Raw genomic sequence first — 16,121 nt, 5'->3', positions numbered from 1 at the left:
TCCGACGGCGAAGGCCGCGTCCGTGGTGGACGCGGCCTTCGGGTCAGGAGGCTGCGAGCGACTCCTTGGCGGCGGACAGTGCCGCCTCGGTGGTGATCCCGAACTCGCGGAACAGGGTCTTGTAGTCGGCCGAGGCGCCGAAGTGCTCGATCGAGACGGAGCGGCCGGCGTCGCCGACGTACTTCTGCCAGCCCAGGCTCAGGCCGGCCTCGATCGAGACGCGCGCCTTCACCGAGGAGGGCAGGACCTTCTCGCGGTACTCGGCGTCCTGCTCCTCGAACCACTCGAGGGACGGAGCCGAGACGACGCGGGCGTTGACGCCCTCGCTCCTCAGGGCCTCGCGCGCCTCGACGGCGATCTGGACCTCGGAGCCGGTCGCGATGAAGATCACGTCCGGGGTGCCGCCCGGCGCCTCGGCCAGGATGTAGGCACCGCGGGCGACGTTCGCGGCGGAGGCGAAGGTCTCGCCCTCCGCGTCGCCCTCGCCGCGCTCGAACACCGGGATGTTCTGACGGGTGAGCGCGAGGCCGGCGGGGCCCTCGCGGCGCTCGAGGATGGTCTTCCAGGCGTAGGCGACCTCGTTCGCGTCGCCGGGGCGGACGACGTCCAGGCCCGGGATCGCGCGGAGGGTCGACAGCTGCTCGACCGGCTGGTGCGTCGGGCCGTCCTCGCCGAGCGCCACGGAGTCGTGGGTCCAGACGTAGATGGCCGGCGCCTTCATGAGCGCGGCGAGACGGACCGCCGGGCGCATGTAGTCGGAGAAGATCAGGAAGGTGCCGCCGAAGGGGCGGGTGTTGCCGTGCAGGACGATCCCGTTGAGGATCGCGCCCATGGCGTGCTCGCGGATGCCGAAGTGCAGCACGCGGCCGCCCTTCTTCCCGGTCCACTCGTGGGTCGAGAACTCCGTCGGGACGAAGGAGCCGGCTCCCTCGATCGTCGTGTTGTTCGACTCGGCGAGGTCGGCGGAGCCGCCCCACAGCTCGGGGATCACGCCGGCGAGGGCGTTGATGACCTTGCCGGACGCGGCGCGGGTCGAGACCTCCTTGCCGGGCTCGAAGACGGGGAGCGCCTCCTGGACGCCCTCGGGCAGCTCGCCCGAGAGGACCCGGTCGAGCAGCTCCTTCTTCTCGGGGTTCGCGGACGCCCAGGCGGCGAGCTGCTCGTCCCACTCGGCGTGCTGGGCCTGGCCGCGCTCGACGGCCTTGCGGGTGTGCTCGATGACCTCGTCGGCGACGTCGAAGGTCTTCTCGGGGTCGAAGCCGAGCACCTCCTTGAGTCCGCGGAGCTCGTCGGCGCCCAGGGCGGAGCCGTGGATCTTGCCGGTGTTCTGCTTCTTCGGCGACGGCCAGCCGATGATGGTGCGCAGGATGATGAGCGACGGCTTGTCGGTCTCGCCCTTCGCGGCCTCGATCGCGGCGTGCAGCTCGGCGACGTCCTCGTGGTACTCGCCGGTCTTCTTCCAGTCGACGACCTGGACCTGCCAGTCGTAGGCCTCGTAGCGCGCCTTGACGTCCTCGGTGAAGGCGATGTTGGTGTCGTCCTCGATCGAGATCTGGTTGGAGTCGTAGATGACGACCAGGTTGCCGAGCTTCTGGTGGCCGGCCAGCGAGGAGGCCTCGCTGGTGACGCCCTCCTGCAGGTCGCCGTCGCCGGCGATCACGTAGACGAAGTGGTCGAACGGGGAGGTGCCCGCGGCGGCCTCCGGGTCGAACAGGTCGCGCTCGAAGCGCGAGGCGTAGGCGAAGCCCACGGCGGAGGCGAGGCCCTGGCCGAGCGGTCCGGTGGTGATCTCGACGCCGTCGGTGTGGCCGTACTCCGGGTGGCCCGGGGTCTTCGAGCCCCAGGTGCGCAGCGCCTTGAGGTCGTCGAGCTCGAGTCCGTAGCCGCCCAGGTAGAACTGGACGTACTGCGTCAGCGAGGAGTGGCCGACCGACAGGATGAACCGGTCGCGGCCGATCCAGGTCGCGTCGGACGGATCGCGGCGCATGACCTTCTGGAACAGGAGGTAGGCGGCGGGCGCGAGGCTCATGGCGGTCCCGGGATGGCCGTTGCCGACCTTCTCGACCGCATCCGCGGCGAGAACCCTCGCCGTGTCGACTGCCTTCTCGTCAATGGATTCCCATTGCAGTTCTGACACTTGGTACTGACCCTTCTCGAGACGTGGGGCAGACGGGGACCGTCCGCCCTCTCGCATGGTGGAGCACGCCGCATGACGACTTCGACACGATGCTCCGGCGACGGCCCTCTCGGCCCCGTGCCGACGATCGTCGGGCGGGCTCGGGTGCGTGCCGGGCGCTCTGGCGAGCAGTCCCGAGTATACGGAGGGGGGTGCGCCGCCGACCGGGGGTTGCGTGGTCGCATATGTCTGCGTCCGATTGGACAAGCGTGCACGCCGGGCCCGGCTCCCGGACGGGCGCATTACACTCGTTCGGGATCATCGAATCGTTAGAGGAGCAATGGACGCAGTCGTGGAGACCACCGCCGTCGAGCGGGACGGGGCGTCGCCGACGACCCTCTCGCGCAAGGTGAAGGCCTTCGTCGCTCTGACGAAGCCGCGCGTGATCGAGCTGCTCCTCGTGGTGACCGCTCCGACGATGATCCTGGCGCAGGGCGGGATCCCGAACCTGCTGCTGGTCCTCAACGTCCTGATCGGCGGCGCCCTGAGCGCCGGGTCGGCGGGCGCGTTCAACTGCTACTTCGACCGCGACATCGACCGGATCATGAACCGGACGAAGAACCGGCCGCTCGTGACCGGGGAGATCTCGGACCGGTCCGCGCTCGTCTTCGCGACCACGATCGGCGTCCTGTCGATCGTCTGGCTCGGCCTCACGGCCAACTGGCTCTCCGCGGGGCTCTCGCTCGCCGCGATCCTGATCTACGTCGTGTTCTACACGCTCTTCCTCAAGCGCCGGACGCCGCAGAACATCGTGTGGGGCGGCATCGCGGGCTGCATGCCGGTGCTGATCGGCTGGGCGGCGGTCACCGGCTCGCTCGACTGGGCCCCCGTCATCCTCTTCTCCGTCATCTTCCTCTGGACGCCGCCGCACTACTGGCCGCTGTCGATGAAGTACCGGGACGACTACCAGGCCGCCGGCGTGCCGATGCTGGCCGTCGTGCGCGGACGCACGATCGTCGGGCTCCAGGTCATCCTCTACGCCTGGGCCACCGTCGCCTGCTCGCTCCTGCTGATCCCCGTCGCCGGCATGGGGGTGCTCTACACGGTGGTCGCGCTCGGCAGCGGAGTCTGGTTCATCGCCGAGACGCACCGCCTCTACAGCCTCGCGATCCGTCACGAGCACGTCTCGCCGATGCGGGTGTTCCACGGGTCCATCGGATACCTCACCCTGCTCTTCCTCGCCGTCGGCATCGACCCGCTGCTGCCCTTCTGATGGTGACGCCGTTCTCCTTGCTCGCCGAGCGGGTGACCCTCGGTCCGCGCGCACTGCGCTGGGGGACCACCGCGGCGCTCGTCGCGAGCATCCTGATCATCTTCTTCGGGGGCGTCGTCCGGCTGACCGGCTCGGGCCTCGGCTGCCCCACCTGGCCGGCGTGCGAGCCGGGCTCGCTCACCTCGACCCCCGAGCTCGGGATCCACGGCTTCATCGAGTTCACGAACCGTGCGTTCACCGGCGTCCTCGTGGTCGCGGTGGGCTGGGCGATCACGGCCGCGCGCCTGCAGAAGCCGCGCGACCGCACCATGACCCGGCTCGCCTGGTCGCAGTTCTGGCTCGTCGTCGCGAACGCCCTCGCGGGCGGCGCGACCGTGCACTCGGGCCTCAACCCGTACATCGTGGCCGGGCACTTCGTTCTCGCCATCGCCCTCCTCACCACCACCGCACTGACGTGGCACCGCGCCCACCGCTCGCAGTCCGTGGCCTTCGAGCCGGACCGCGCGACGCGGGCGCTCAGCACCGGGCTCGTCGGCCTGACGCTCCTCGTGATCCTCGTAGGGACCCTCGTGACGGGGACCGGCCCGCACGCCGGCGACTCCGCGGAGGTGCCCCGCATGCAGTTCCACTGGGAGAGCGTGACCGTCGTGCACGGCGTGCTCGGCACAGCGGTGCTCGTCGTGGGCGCCGCGCTGCTCCTGCGCCTGTCGCGGGCGGCGGGCTCGGAGCTCGCCCGGCGGCGCGTGATCGCCTTCCTCGTGGTCGTCGTGCTGCAGGCGCTGGTCGGGGTGGCGCAGTCGCTCACCGCGCTGCCCGAGACGCTCGTCGCGGTGCACCTCCTCGGCTCGGCGCTCATCTGGGTCGGCGCGGTCCGCGTGCTGCTCGACGTGAACCCGAGGCTGTTCACCGTGCGCGCCCAGCGCCGGGACGCCGCCCAGGAGCTCCAGCCCGCCGCCTGACCGCGGGCTCCGGCTCGGCGGAGAGCAGGTGCCGCCGGAGGCGCAGGAGCACGCGGGGGAGCGCCCGCAGCGGGAGGTCGGCCGCGATCGCGAGGGCGAGAGGGCCGAACGCCCGTGCGGGTCCGGCCGGCAGGCGGGCGCCCACCAGTGCGGTCACGAGTCGTGCGGGGATCGGGGTCGATGCGTCGTTCGTCATGGCGGAACCGAATCACGGACCACCGACACCGGTATGGCCATGCGCGTCTGGAGGCACGTCACCGGTGCCCGGCCGACACCCAGGTGCGGAGGTTCCCCTGAACGGCGGACGCCGGTAGAATGAGAAGCTGGTCACGGTTCGACGCACCCTGCGCACGTGATCCGCACACGGCCCGATGGAGCGCCGACGCACACCTCCGGAATCCAGGGACGCACATCATCCGCTCCGCGCATCAGATCGATCGCGCGACCGGCCGGAGAGCACCCGCGGGCCACCCCCGGGGGAATGACTCCGGGACCCGACCGGTTAGCAGTGGGTAGGAAACGAGGTACACATGTCAGACATCCTGATCGACCGCCCCGAGCTCGAGAGCCTGGGCGTCTACGAGTTCGGCTGGTCCGACTCGGACTCCGCCGGAGCCTCCGCACGACGCGGCATCTCGCCCGAGGTCGTCTCCGACATCTCCGCGCTCAAGAACGAGCCCGCCTGGATGCGCGACCGCCGCATGAAGGCCCTGAAGCTCTTCGAGCGCAAGCCCATGCCGACGTGGGGCGCCGACCTGTCGGACATCGACTTCGACAACATCAAGTACTTCGTCCGCTCCACCGAGAAGCAGGCGCAGACCTGGGACGACCTCCCGGACGACATCAAGAACACGTACGAGAAGCTCGGCATCCCGGAGGCGGAGCGCCAGCGCCTCGTCGGCGGCGTCGCGGCCCAGTACGAGTCCGAGGTCGTCTACCACCAGATCCGCGAGGACCTGGAGGAGCAGGGCGTCATCTTCATGGACACCGACACGGCGTTGCGCGAGCACCCCGAGATCTTCGAGGAGTACTTCGGCACCGTCATCCCCGCGGGCGACAACAAGTTCGCGGCGCTGAACACCGCGGTCTGGTCCGGCGGCTCCTTCGTGTACGTCCCCAAGGGCGTCCACGTCGACATCCCGCTGCAGGCCTACTTCCGGATCAACACCGAGAACATGGGCCAGTTCGAGCGGACCCTGATCATCGCGGACGAGGACAGCTACGTCCACTACATCGAGGGCTGCACGGCTCCGATCTACAAGTCGGACTCGCTGCACTCGGCCGTGGTCGAGATCATCGTGAAGAAGAACGCCCGCGTGCGCTACACGACGATCCAGAACTGGTCGAACAACGTCTACAACCTCGTCACCAAGCGCGCGATCGCGCACGAGGGCGCGACGATGGAGTGGATCGACGGCAACATCGGCTCCAAGGTCACGATGAAGTACCCGTCGATCTTCCTGGTCGGCGAGCACGCCAAGGGCGAGACCCTCTCCGTCGCGTTCGCGGGGCCCGGCCAGCACCAGGACGCCGGCGCGAAGATGGTCCACATGGCGCCGTACACGCAGTCGTCGATCGTCTCGAAGTCGATCGCCCGCGGCGGCGGTCGCGCCGGATACCGCGGAGAGGTCCGGGTGGACGCGAACGCGCACCACTCGGCGAACACCGTGCGCTGCGACGCCCTCCTGGTCGACACCATCTCGCGCTCCGACACCTACCCGGCGATCGACATCCGCGTCGACGACGTGCAGCTCGGCCACGAGGCGACGGTGTCGAAGGTCAGCGAGGAGCAGCTCTTCTACCTGATGTCGCGCGGCCTGCCGGAGGACGAGGCGATGGCCATGATCGTCCGCGGCTTCATCGAGCCGATCGCGCGCGAGCTGCCCATGGAGTACGCCCTCGAGCTGAACAAGCTCATCGAGATGGGGATGGAGGGCAGCGTCGGTTGACGCCCGCCTCCCCCCTCGAAGGGGCGCCCGGACGGGGCGCCCCGCACCCATCGAAAGGAACCACCGCCAGATGACGGTCCCCACGAGCGCCGCGACCCCCGAGATCGACGGCGCGGCCGCCGCAGAGCGCCTGGGCATCAGCGCCCACTCCGACGGGGCGTTCACGCCCGTGCAGACGCGCTCCGAGCGCTTCGCGTCGGTCGACGTCGCGGCCTTCGAGGCCGTCACCGGCCGCGAGATCGCCTGGAAGCTGACGCCCGTCGCCCGCCTCGGCGATCTCATCGACGGCGTGCTCGACGGCTCGCCCGCCCCCCTCGAGCACACGCCGGTGGACGGTGTCGACGTCTCGTGGGTCGGCCGCGACGACCAGCGGATCGGCACTGCCGGCCTCCCCGAGGACCGCGCCGCCGCGAACGCCTGGTCGAGCTTCGAGAAGGCCCTCGCCGTCAGCGTGACGGGAGAGGACGAGAAGGTCGCCACCCTCGTCCGCTCGGGCCTCGGCTCCGCACCCCGCGCCGCGCACACGATCATCGAGGCGGCGCCCTACGCCCGCGCCGTCGTCGTGCTGCAGAACGAGGGGGAGGCCTCCCTCGCGGAGAACGTGGAGATCCTCGTCGGCGAGGGCGCGCAGCTCACCGTCGTCACCGTGCAGGAGTGGGCGGACGACGCCCGGCACCTGGCCAACCACTTCGTGCGGGTCGGACGCGACGCGAAGGTGAAGCACATCGTGGTCACCCTCGGCGGCTCCATCGTCCGGGTGAACCCCTCGGCGCACCTCGTCGAGCGCGGAGCGGACGGCGAGCTCTTCGGCCTGTACTTCGCCGACGGCGGCCAGCACCTCGAGCAGCAGGTGTACGTCGACCACGACGCCCCCGACACCCGCAGCCGCGTGACCTACAAGGGCGCGCTGCAGGGCGAGGGCGCGCGCACCGTCTGGATCGGCGACGTCCTGATCCGCAACAGCGCCACCGGCACCGACAGCTACGAGCAGAACCGCAACCTCGTCCTCTCGGACGGCACGCGCGCCGACTCCATCCCGAACCTCGAGATCGAGACCGGTGACATCGCCGGAGCGGGGCACGCCTCGGCGACCGGCCGCTTCGACGACGAGCAGCTCTTCTACCTGCAGTCCCGCGGGATCCGTGAGGACGAGGCGCGACGCCTGGTCGTGCGCGGGTTCCTCAGCGAGATCGTGCAGCAGATCAAGGTCGCCGAGCTCGAGGACCGCCTGCAGCTCGCGATCGAGGCGGAGCTCGCCGGCAGCGCCGGCCAGACCGGCTCCTCCCGCGGAGCGACGGTCCCCGCATGAGCAACGCCGCGATGATCTGCTCGGTCTCCGAGCTGATCCCCAACCAGGCCATGCGGGTCGAGGTCGACGGAGTCGCGATCGCGGTCGTGCAGGACTCCGCCGGCGAGATCCACGCCATCGGCGACACCTGCACCCACGGCGAGATCTCGCTCTCCGAGGGCTTCGTCGAGGGCGACAGCCTCGAGTGCTGGGCGCACGGCTCCCAGTTCTCCCTCCGCACCGGCACCCCGCTGAACCTCCCGGCCTACGAGCCGGTCCCCGTCTTCGTCGTCGAGATCATCGACGGCGACGTCTACATCGACCCGACCGTCACGAAGGAAGTCTGAATGTCCGTTCTCCAGATCAGCGATCTCCACGTCAGTGTCGAGACCGAGCAGGGGACCAAGCAGATCCTCCGCGGTGTCGATCTCACCATCAACCAGGGTGAGATCCACGCGATCATGGGCCCCAACGGGTCCGGCAAGTCCACCCTCGCGTACACGATCGCGGGACACCCCAAGTACCACGTCGACGGCGGCTCGATCACCCTCGACGGCGTCGAGGTCCTCGACATGTCCGTCGACGAGCGCGCCCGCGCGGGCCTCTTCCTCGCCATGCAGTACCCGGTCGAGATCCCCGGTGTGACCAACACCAACTTCCTCCGCACCGCCAAGACCGCGATCGCCGGCGAGGCGCCCGCGATCCGCACGTGGACGAAGGACGTCAAGTCGGCGATGGCGAACCTCCGCATGGACTCGTCCTTCGCGGCGCGCAACGTCAACGAGGGCTTCTCGGGCGGCGAGAAGAAGCGCAACGAGATCCTCCAGCTCGAGCTGCTCGCCCCGCAGTTCGCCGTCCTCGACGAGACCGACTCCGGCCTCGACGTCGACGCGCTCAAGATCGTGTCGGAGGGAGTCAACCGCGCCCACCAGAGCACCGGTCTCGGCGTGCTGCTGATCACGCACTACACGCGGATCCTGCGCTACATCCAGCCCGACTTCGTCCACGTCTTCGTCGCCGGCCGCGTCGCCGAGCAGGGCGGCAAGGAGCTCGCCACCCGGCTCGAGGACGAGGGCTACGACCGCTTCCTGACCTCGGCGACGGTCTGATCATGGCGGTCACCACTCTCGAGCCGAAGCTCTTCGACCAGGTCGAGGAGGCCCTCAAGGACGTCATGGACCCCGAGCTCGGGGTCAACGTGGTCGACCTGGGACTCATCTACGACCTGGGCTGGGACGACGAGAACGACGCCCTCGTCATCCACATGACCCTCACCTCGGCGGGCTGCCCGCTGACCGACGTGCTCGAGGAGCAGACCGCCGAGTCGCTCGACGGCATCGTCGAGGCGTTCCGGATCAACTGGGTCTGGATGCCGCCGTGGGGTCCCGACCGGATCACCGAGGACGGGCGCGACATGATGCGCGCACTGGGCTTCTCGATCTAGCCGCTGCACACCGACGCCGAAGGGCCGGGAGGAGTCGTCCTCCCGGCCCTTCGGCGTCTCTGTCGTCTCCAGCCGGTCGCAGTCCGTCGCGGAGTCGGAACGGCCGGACGGGTCGACTCCGGCGTCGAGGGCCGTCGTCGCCCCCGCCGGTCGAGTCGGTGGAGGTGCCCACCGAGGTCGAGCAGGTGGACCGGGCGGCTCGACCCCTGCCGGATGCCCGAAGGGCCGGGAGGAATCGTCCTCCCGGCCCTTCGGGCATCCGTGCGACCGCTCAGCGCGAGCGGCGCGAGAGCATCGCCCAGGTGGTGGGGAGCAGCGCGGCGGCGACCAGCGCCTTGAGCGCGTCGCCGACCAGGAAGGGCACGAGTCCCGCGGAGAGGACGGAGCCGAGGTCGGCGGGCAGCCCCAGCGAGGCGAGGGCGGCGGCCAGCCAGGGCAGACCGACGAGGTAGATGGTGGCGGTGCCGGCGAGGAAGGTCACCAGCGTGCCGAGGACGCGACGGTCCCACTGCCGCTGGGCGAGCCACCCGGTGACGATCGACGCGAGGACGAAGCCGACGATGTAGCCGCCGGTCGGACCCGCGAGGACCGCCCAGCCGTGCGAGCCCTCGGTGAAGACCGGGGCGCCGAGAGCGCCGACGAGCGCGTACACGAGCATGGACAGCGCGCCGCGGAGTGCGCCGAGCGTCGTGCCGACCAGGAGGACCGCGAAGGTCTGGCCCGTGAAGGGGACCGGCCACATCGGGATGAACAACTGCGCCATCGCTGCGGTGAGACCCGCACCCGCGAGCACCAGCAGGGCGTCGGTCGCGACGGAGCGGGTGACGAGCCGGTCGGCGAGGACCGGGCGCGGAAGGGCGGAAGAGGAAGGGGACATGGGTGATCTCCGAGAGTCCTGGTCGCCCGAGAGCGAGGAGCGAGCGCGTCCGCGGTGAGCGGACGTGGATCCGCCCCGCGGCTCAGGAAATATACTAGGGGGCTGCCGCATCGCGGCCCCTTGCCCCACTCCTCCCGAACCGAACGCCATTTCTTGGCGGGAACGGACAGCACTGTGCTCAGCGTGCACGACCTCGAACTCCGAGTCGGCGCCCGACTCCTGATGGAGAACGTCTCCTTCCGGGTGGGCGACGGCGACAAGGTCGGCCTCGTCGGCCGCAACGGGGCGGGGAAGACGACGCTGACCAAGGTCCTCGCGGGCGACCTCATCGCCTCGAAGGGCACGGTCGACCGCGGCGGCGAGATCGGCTACCTCCCTCAGGACCCGCGCTCCGGCGACCCGGAGGAGCTCGCGCGCACCCGCATCCTCGACGCCCGCGGGCTGGGGCAGCTGGTGCTCGGCATGCAGGAGGCGACGGTCGCGATGTCGAGCAGCGACACCTCCGTGAGCGAGGCCGGCATGAAGAAGTACGGCAACCTCACGGACCGCTTCCTCTCCCTGGGCGGATACGCGGCTGAGGCGGAGGCCGCGTCGATCGCGAGCAACCTCAACCTCCCCGACCGGATCCTCGACCAGCCGCTCAAGACGCTCTCCGGTGGCCAGCGGCGCCGCATCGAGCTCGCGCGCATCCTCTTCTCCGACGCGAGCACGCTGATCCTCGACGAGCCGACGAACCACCTCGACGCCGACTCCGTCGTCTGGCTCCGCGAGTTCCTCAAGAACTACCGCGGCGGCTTCATCGTGATCAGCCACGACATCGAGCTGGTCGGCGAGACCGTGAACCGCGTCTTCTACCTCGACGCCAACCGCCAGGTCATCGATGTCTACAACATGAACTGGAAGAACTACCAGCGCCAGCGCGCCGCCGACGAGGAGCGCCGCAAGAAGGAGCGGGTCAACGTCGAGAAGAAGGCCGGCGCCCTCCAGCTGCAGGCCGCGAAGTTCGGCGCGAAGGCCTCGAAGGCCGCAGCGGCGCACCAGATGGTCGCGCGTGCCGAGCGCATGCTCAGCGGGCTCGAGGAGGTCCGCGCGGTCGACCGCGTCGCGAAGCTCCGGTTCCCGACCCCGTCCGCCTGCGGTCGCACCCCTCTGCAGGCTCAGAACCTGTCGAAGAGCTACGGCTCGCTCGAGATCTTCACCGCCGTCGACCTCGCGATCGACCGCGGCTCCAAGGTCGTCATCCTGGGGCTCAACGGAGCGGGCAAGACGACGCTCCTGCGCATCCTGGGCGGCGTGGACCAGCCCGACACCGGAGTGATCGAGGCCGGGCACGGCCTCCGGATCGGCTACTACGCGCAGGAGCACGAGACGATCGACGTCAAGCGCTCGGTGCTCGAGAACATGGTCTCCTCCAGCCCGAACCTCACCGAGACCGAGGCGCGCCGGGTCCTGGGCTCGTTCCTGTTCACCGGGGACGACTCGCACAAGCCGGCCGGGGTCCTCTCCGGCGGGGAGAAGACCCGTCTCGCCCTGGCGATGATCGTGGTCTCGGGCGCGAACGTGCTCCTGCTCGACGAGCCCACCAACAACCTCGACCCCGCGAGCCGCGAGGAGATCCTCGACGCGCTCGCGCACTACGAGGGCGCGGTCGTCCTGGTCAGCCACGACGAGGGAGCCGTCGAGGCGCTGAACCCCGAGCGCGTCCTGATCATGCCGGAGGGCACCGAGGACCACTGGGCGGCCGACTACCTCGACCTGATCACGCTCGCCTAGCGGGCGTCGAGCAGCTCGTCCTCGACCTCGGAGTCGCTGCGGCCGCGGCGTCGGCGGCGCTCCTCACGCCGCTCCTCGGCCGCCACGACCTCGGGGTCGTCGGCGTTGCGGATGCGGTACTCGTGGCGGATCGCCCAGCCGAGCCCGCCGAAGCCCATGACGGCGAACAGCACCCACTGGACGGCGTAGCTGATGTGCAGGCCCTCGTCGGCGACCGGCTTGATCGCGGCCAGCGGCGGAGCGTCTACCGGCGCCGGCGCTTCGGCGACCAGCAGGCCGTACGCCGAGGTCCGCAGGGGCTCGTCCAGCTGCGCCGACAGGTCGTCGAGCTGGATCGTGGCGATCTGGCCGGCCGGTGCGGAGCGTCCGTCGATCCGTCCCTCCGCGGGCTTCAGGCGGGCGACGACGGTCACCTCCCCCTCGGGCGGCGCGGGGATCGCGTCGGGGGAGTCCTGGGTCGAGCCGACGGGGACCCAGCCGCGGTCGACGACGAAGACGCTGCCGTCGTCGAGCCGCAGCGGTGTCAGGATCTCGAAGCCGGGGTTGCCGTTGTAGGGCCGGTTGCGGACGAGGGTCTGCCCCTGCGTCTCGTAGACGCCGGTGACCTCGACCGGGCGGTACTCGAGCGCGTCGTCCCACGTGGAGTCGGCGGGGAGCAGCCCGTCGAGCGCCACCGGGCCGGCGGTCCAGTTCGCGGTGACCAGCCGGTTGGTCGAGGCGGCCTGGTCGAGCCGCGCGACCTGCCAGCGCGAGAGCAGCACGCAGGCGACGGCGAAGACGATCGCGAGCGCGAGATAGCCGGACCAGCGCCGCGAGAAGACGAAGCGCCAGGAGGGACGGGGCGCGTCGCCGCTCATCGTTCCGCTCCGCGGTCGACCGTGTAGAGCGGCTTCACCTCGAGAGGGAAGTCGCGGGCGAGGAGGAACTCGCGCAGGAACTCCAGGTGCTCGCCGCAGGCCAGCCAGGTCTTCCGACGGTCCTCCGCGTGGATCCTCGGGTTCCGCCACTCGATCGCGAACGTCGCCGTCCGCGGGCAGCCCGCTCGGGAGCAGGTGTGCGCGTCGGGGACCCGGCCGAGCGGGATCACGGCCGGTCTCCCCGCGGGTCGCCGCCCTCGGGGCCGGTCGGCGCCTCGGAGTCGGGGGCGGGGGCGGGGGGCGGCGGGACCGGCCGGGAGAGGACGATCGCACCCGGCCGCTCGACGTTGCCGCGCTCGCCCGCACTGCCGACGTTGGCCAGCACGACGGCGAAGTAGGGCAGGACCACGGCGCCGATGGCGAAGAACAGCAGCCACCAGCCGTGGGCGAAGAGCAGGCAGATGACGCAGAGCATCCTGATGCCCATGGCGATCGAGTACTTGATCGCGCGGGAGCGCCGCTCGGCGCTCGGCGACGGCGGTAGGGAGGTGAGTGTCTCGCGTGGTTTCACAGCTCTGCAAGCCTACGTCGCGGCGGGCGGGTGCAGGCCGGGAGGGCCTCATCCCGGAATCTGTTGCGCGACGCGCCTCTAGGATGTACGGGTCGCCCGGCGCCGCACGAGCGCCGGCAGGAGGGACACCATGACCACGCCGCGCACCGTCCTCGTCACCGGGGGCAACCGGGGGATCGGCTTCGCCATCGCCCAGGAGTTCGTGGCCGCCGGTCACCGGGTCGCCGTGACCGCGCGCTCGGGCTCCGGTCCGGAGGGCTCCCTCACCGTCGTCGCGGACGTGACCGACGCCGCCTCCATCGACGCCGCGTTCACGCAGGTCGAGGCGGAGCTGGGCCCGGTCGAGATCCTGGTGGCGAACGCGGGCATCACCCGCGACACCCTGCTGCTGCGCATGACGGAGGAGGACTTCACGTCCGTCGTCGACACGAACCTCACCGGGGCGTTCCGCGTCGTCAAGCGCGCATCGAAGGGGATGCTCAAGCAGCGCTTCGGCCGCGTCGTCCTCATCTCCAGCGTGGTCGGCCTCTACGGGTCGCCGGGCCAGATCAACTACTCCTCGTCGAAGGCCGCCCTCGTGGGCTTCGCCCGCTCGCTGACCCGCGAGCTCGGCGCCCGCAACATCACCGCCAACGTCGTCGCTCCCGGCTTCATCGAGACCGACATGACCGCGGAGCTCTCGCCGGAGCAGCAGGCGGAGTACCGGAAGAGCATCCCGCTCGCCCGCTACGGCACCGCTGCCGAGGTCGCGAAGGTCACGCGCTGGCTGGCCGGCGACGAGGCGGCGTACATCTCGGGTGCGGTGATCCCGGTCGACGGCGGCCTCGGGATGGGCCACTGACCGATAAGCCCTGGGCTTATATCCGACGGATATAAGCTCTAGGCTTATGCGATGACCTCCTCCGATGTCGTCGCCGTGCTCCTGGACCTGGTGACCTCCCGCTCCCTCGTCGACCGGGCGGGTGCTCAGCGCGAGATCGAGCGGGGCTTCGCCGAGGTGGAGGCCGCGGTCCCGGCGATCCAGCCCCTGCACCCGACGGTCGGCGACGAGTTCCAGGCGATCTACCCCACCGTCCACACCGCGCTCCGGGCGACGCTGCAGGCGCGCCTCTCGCTCCCCGCCGGCGTCGACTGCCGCGCGGGTATCGGCCTGGGCGAGGTGCGGGTGGTCGGGTCGGGGATCGCCGGGGACCTCGAGGACGGGTCCGGCTGGTGGCGCGCGCGCGAGGCCATCGATCGGGCCCACGCGCTCGAGGACGGTGCCGTGCCCACGGCCCGCGGATGGTTCGTCGCCGGGGACGCCGACGGGAACTCCGGCGAGGCGGCGGTCAACGCCTACCTCCTCTCCCGCGACGCCCTGGTCGGAGCGCTCAGCGCGCGCGATCGCCGGCTCGTGCTGGGGAGCCTGCGCGGAGCGTCGCAGAAGGAGCTGGGCGAGCAGGAGTCGATCTCGCAGCCCGCCGTCTCGCAGGCGCTGCGGCGTGCGGGAGCGGGCGCCCTCCTCGCCGGCGCGCGCCTGCTGGAGGAGACGTGCTGACGGCGCTGCTGCTCGCCGTGATCGGCCTCGGCGACCTCGCGCGCACGCACCTCCGCCGCCGTGCGGCCCTCCTCGCGATCCCCGTGCTCGCCGCCGCAGCCGTGACCGCAGCGCTCCTCGTCGGAGCCCCGCCGCTCGGTGCGGCGATCGTCGTCGTCCTGGCCGGAGCCTGGCTGCTGACGACCACGACCGTCGAGAACGCGCGGCCGCCAGGGGGTCTGCGTCCGGCCGTCGCCCTCGTCGCGGCGGTCCTGGTGCTGACCGCTGTCGACCGCGCAGTCGGCGTCCCGACGGGGCCGCTCGCGCCGACCACCGTCGCGAACACGCTCCCTCCGATCGAGCAGCTCGCTCTGGCGGTCGGAGCCGGGCTCTTCCTGCTGGAGAGCGGCAACGTGATCGTGCGGGCGGCGCTGTTCCGCGAGCTCCCGCAGGCCGAGCCCGCGCCGCGTCCGCGCTGGAGCGAGCGGTTCGCGCGTCGGGAGCCGGCCGACGCCCGCCTGCCGGACCTCCAGGGCGGGCGCACGATCGGACCGCTGGAGCGGCTGCTGATCGCCGGCCTCACGCTCGCCGGAGCCATCGGCCTCGCCGGTGCCGTGCTCGCGGCCAAGGGGATCGTGCGCTTCCCCGAGATATCCCGCGACGGCGGCAGCGGCGAGAAGGCGGAGTACTTCCTGGTGGGCTCGCTCGTCAGCTGGGCTCTGGCACTCGGCTGCGCCGGACTCGTCGCGATCGCGGGCCGCTGACCTCCCTGAGGCCGGGGGAGGCGGGCGTCAGCCGCGGAGGCCGAGGACAGGCAGCAGCTGCGACAGGTCGAGGCCGCCGACGACGAGGTCGGCGCGCTCGCGCACCAGGGGCTTGGCGTTGAAGGCGACCGCGAGGGAGGCGACCGCCATCATCTCCAGGTCGTTCGCACCGTCGCCGACGGCGATCGTGCGCTGCGGCGGGACGCCCGAGACCGCCGCCCACTCGCGGAGCGCCTCCGCCTTGGCCGCGGCGTCGATGACCGCCCCGTCGACCGCTCCGGTCAGCAGGCCGTCCCCGCAGCAGAGGCGGTTGGCCCGGACGAAGTCGAGGCCGAGCGCACCGGCGACCGGGTCGAGGACCTCGTGGAACCCTCCGGACACCACACCGACGCGGCCGCCGGCGGCGTGGACGCCGGCCACGAGCTCGGCGGCGCCGGGCGTGACGCGGACGCCCGAGCTCACACCGGGGAGCACCGACTCCGGAACCCCGGCGAGAGTGGCGACCCGCTCGCGGAGACTCTCGCCGAAGTCGAGCTCGCCGCGCATCGCCCGCTCCGTGACGGCGGCGACGCGCTCCTCGGAGCCGGCGTGCACCGCGAGGAGCTCGATCACCTCGTCCTGGAGGAGGGTGGAGTCCGCGTCAAGGACGACGAGGAAGCGGGCAGGCGTCGCAGGACGCTCACTCATGGGCCGGTCCGATCGGTCGGGTGGGCGCGCCGGGGCGCAGAGCTCGA

17 protein-coding genes are annotated in these 16,121 nt (G+C 71.1%); 11 read left to right on the top strand and 6 right to left on the bottom strand.

The genetic code is table 11. The features are described from left to right. Nucleotides 1–43: 43 nt before the first annotated feature. Nucleotides 44–2,137: a transketolase gene (gene tkt / locus GTU71_RS05175; protein WP_104255364.1), complete on the bottom strand. Its 2,094-nt coding sequence runs from the start codon at nt 2,135–2,137 to the stop codon at nt 44–46. A 319-nt stretch (nt 2,138–2,456) separates the two neighbouring features. Between tkt and GTU71_RS05170 the strand changes: the two genes are divergently transcribed. The 7 genes from GTU71_RS05170 (at nt 2,457) to GTU71_RS05140 (ending at nt 9,029) form a co-directional block, all read left to right on the top strand. Continuing rightward, nucleotides 2,457–3,389 (top strand): heme o synthase, encoded by a 933-nt coding sequence (locus tag GTU71_RS05170; RefSeq protein ID WP_104232635.1) that lies wholly within the window; start codon nt 2,457–2,459, stop codon nt 3,387–3,389. Beyond that, nucleotides 3,389–4,348 carry a COX15/CtaA family protein gene (locus GTU71_RS05165; protein WP_159939434.1) on the top strand — a complete coding sequence of 320 codons (960 nt, stop codon included), beginning with the start codon at nt 3,389–3,391 and terminating at the stop codon, nt 4,346–4,348. The genes GTU71_RS05170 and GTU71_RS05165 overlap by 1 nt, the downstream gene beginning before the upstream one ends. 530 nt (nt 4,349–4,878) lie before the next feature. Beyond that, entirely contained in the window at nt 4,879–6,297 is a 1,419-nt protein-coding gene (sufB, locus tag GTU71_RS05160; protein WP_104221933.1) for a Fe-S cluster assembly protein SufB, read from the top strand. 70 nt (nt 6,298–6,367) lie between these two features. After that, nucleotides 6,368–7,606, top strand: coding sequence for a Fe-S cluster assembly protein SufD (sufD, locus tag GTU71_RS05155; RefSeq protein ID WP_159939433.1), 1,239 nt, complete (start codon nt 6,368–6,370; stop codon nt 7,604–7,606). Beyond that, nucleotides 7,603–7,932 carry a non-heme iron oxygenase ferredoxin subunit gene (locus GTU71_RS05150; RefSeq protein WP_077222834.1) on the top strand — a complete coding sequence of 110 codons (330 nt, stop codon included), beginning with the start codon at nt 7,603–7,605 and terminating at the stop codon, nt 7,930–7,932. Before sufD ends, GTU71_RS05150 begins: the two co-directional genes overlap by 4 nt. Then, complete coding sequence (gene sufC, locus GTU71_RS05145) at nt 7,933–8,694, top strand: Fe-S cluster assembly ATPase SufC (RefSeq protein ID WP_104221937.1); 762 nt, start codon at nt 7,933–7,935, stop codon at nt 8,692–8,694. 2 nt (nt 8,695–8,696) lie between these two features. Beyond that, on the top strand, nt 8,697–9,029 hold the full coding sequence (locus tag GTU71_RS05140) for a metal-sulfur cluster assembly factor (RefSeq protein WP_104221939.1): 333 nt from the start codon (nt 8,697–8,699) through the stop codon (nt 9,027–9,029). A 271-nt stretch (nt 9,030–9,300) separates the two neighbouring features. Here the strand turns inward: GTU71_RS05140 and GTU71_RS05135 are convergent, their stop codons facing one another. Further along, entirely contained in the window at nt 9,301–9,906 is a 606-nt protein-coding gene (locus GTU71_RS05135; protein WP_104232632.1) for a biotin transporter BioY, read from the bottom strand. Nucleotides 9,907–10,080: 174 nt separating this feature from the next. Here GTU71_RS05135 and GTU71_RS05130 point away from each other — a divergent pair, with 174 nt between their 5' ends. Next, complete coding sequence (locus GTU71_RS05130) at nt 10,081–11,679, top strand: ABC-F family ATP-binding cassette domain-containing protein (protein ID WP_104221943.1); 1,599 nt, start codon at nt 10,081–10,083, stop codon at nt 11,677–11,679. Here GTU71_RS05130 and GTU71_RS05125 read toward each other — a convergent pair. From GTU71_RS05125 to GTU71_RS05115, 3 genes are read right to left on the bottom strand one after another with little or no spacing between them, the layout of a single operon-like run. After that, nucleotides 11,676–12,536, bottom strand: coding sequence for an SURF1 family protein (locus tag GTU71_RS05125; protein ID WP_159939432.1), 861 nt, complete (start codon nt 12,534–12,536; stop codon nt 11,676–11,678). The two genes, GTU71_RS05130 and GTU71_RS05125, sit on opposite strands and share 4 nt — an antisense overlap. Beyond that, nucleotides 12,533–12,766 carry a hypothetical protein gene (locus GTU71_RS05120; protein ID WP_104273115.1) on the bottom strand — a complete coding sequence of 78 codons (234 nt, stop codon included), beginning with the start codon at nt 12,764–12,766 and terminating at the stop codon, nt 12,533–12,535. The genes GTU71_RS05125 and GTU71_RS05120 overlap by 4 nt, the downstream gene beginning before the upstream one ends. Then, nucleotides 12,763–13,107, bottom strand: a complete 345-nt coding sequence (locus GTU71_RS05115; protein ID WP_159939431.1) for a DUF3099 domain-containing protein — start codon at nt 13,105–13,107, stop codon at nt 12,763–12,765. Before GTU71_RS05115 ends, GTU71_RS05120 begins: the two co-directional genes overlap by 4 nt. A 130-nt stretch (nt 13,108–13,237) precedes the next feature. On the opposite strand from GTU71_RS05115, the gene GTU71_RS05110 reads away from it, so the two are divergent. Genes GTU71_RS05110 through GTU71_RS05100 form a run of 3 tightly spaced genes read left to right on the top strand, consistent with a single transcriptional unit; the run spans nt 13,238 to nt 15,387 of the window. Beyond that, nucleotides 13,238–13,948 (top strand): beta-ketoacyl-ACP reductase, encoded by a 711-nt coding sequence (locus GTU71_RS05110; RefSeq protein ID WP_104225284.1) that lies wholly within the window; start codon nt 13,238–13,240, stop codon nt 13,946–13,948. Nucleotides 13,949–13,999: 51 nt separating this feature from the next. Continuing rightward, the gene (locus GTU71_RS05105) at nt 14,000–14,644 is read left to right on the top strand and encodes a SatD family protein (RefSeq protein WP_159939430.1); all 645 of its coding nucleotides are present in this window, start codon (nt 14,000–14,002) and stop codon (nt 14,642–14,644) included. Continuing rightward, nucleotides 14,638–15,387, top strand: coding sequence for a hypothetical protein (locus GTU71_RS05100; protein ID WP_159939429.1), 750 nt, complete (start codon nt 14,638–14,640; stop codon nt 15,385–15,387). Before GTU71_RS05105 ends, GTU71_RS05100 begins: the two co-directional genes overlap by 7 nt. Nucleotides 15,388–15,414: 27 nt before the next feature. Here the strand turns inward: GTU71_RS05100 and serB are convergent, their stop codons facing one another. After that, nucleotides 15,415–16,074, bottom strand: coding sequence for a phosphoserine phosphatase SerB (gene serB, locus GTU71_RS05095; protein WP_104262940.1), 660 nt, complete (start codon nt 16,072–16,074; stop codon nt 15,415–15,417). Nucleotides 16,075–16,121 lie beyond the last annotated feature (47 nt).

The sequence above is a fragment of the Rathayibacter sp. VKM Ac-2762 genome, assembly GCF_009866585.1.
GTDB lineage: Bacteria > Actinomycetota > Actinomycetes > Actinomycetales > Microbacteriaceae > Rathayibacter.
This window is presented reverse-complemented; position numbering and strand designations above follow the sequence as displayed.

Coding starts and splice junctions, on each gene's coding strand:
- GTU71_RS05165 (WP_159939434.1), top strand. CDS start 3,389: ATGGTGACGCCGTTCTCCTTGCTCGCCGAGCGGGTGACCCTCGGTCCG.
- sufB (WP_104221933.1), top strand. CDS start 4,879: ATGTCAGACATCCTGATCGACCGCCCCGAGCTCGAGAGCCTGGGCGTC.
- GTU71_RS05110 (WP_104225284.1), top strand. CDS start 13,238: ATGACCACGCCGCGCACCGTCCTCGTCACCGGGGGCAACCGGGGGATC.
- GTU71_RS05170 (WP_104232635.1), top strand. CDS start 2,457: ATGGACGCAGTCGTGGAGACCACCGCCGTCGAGCGGGACGGGGCGTCG.
- GTU71_RS05105 (WP_159939430.1), top strand. CDS start 14,000: ATGACCTCCTCCGATGTCGTCGCCGTGCTCCTGGACCTGGTGACCTCC.
- sufD (WP_159939433.1), top strand. CDS start 6,368: ATGACGGTCCCCACGAGCGCCGCGACCCCCGAGATCGACGGCGCGGCC.
- GTU71_RS05125 (WP_159939432.1), bottom strand. CDS start 12,536: ATGAGCGGCGACGCGCCCCGTCCCTCCTGGCGCTTCGTCTTCTCGCGG.
- GTU71_RS05135 (WP_104232632.1), bottom strand. CDS start 9,906: ATGTCCCCTTCCTCTTCCGCCCTTCCGCGCCCGGTCCTCGCCGACCGG.
- GTU71_RS05140 (WP_104221939.1), top strand. CDS start 8,697: ATGGCGGTCACCACTCTCGAGCCGAAGCTCTTCGACCAGGTCGAGGAG.
- serB (WP_104262940.1), bottom strand. CDS start 16,074: ATGAGTGAGCGTCCTGCGACGCCTGCCCGCTTCCTCGTCGTCCTTGAC.
- sufC (WP_104221937.1), top strand. CDS start 7,933: ATGTCCGTTCTCCAGATCAGCGATCTCCACGTCAGTGTCGAGACCGAG.
- GTU71_RS05150 (WP_077222834.1), top strand. CDS start 7,603: ATGAGCAACGCCGCGATGATCTGCTCGGTCTCCGAGCTGATCCCCAAC.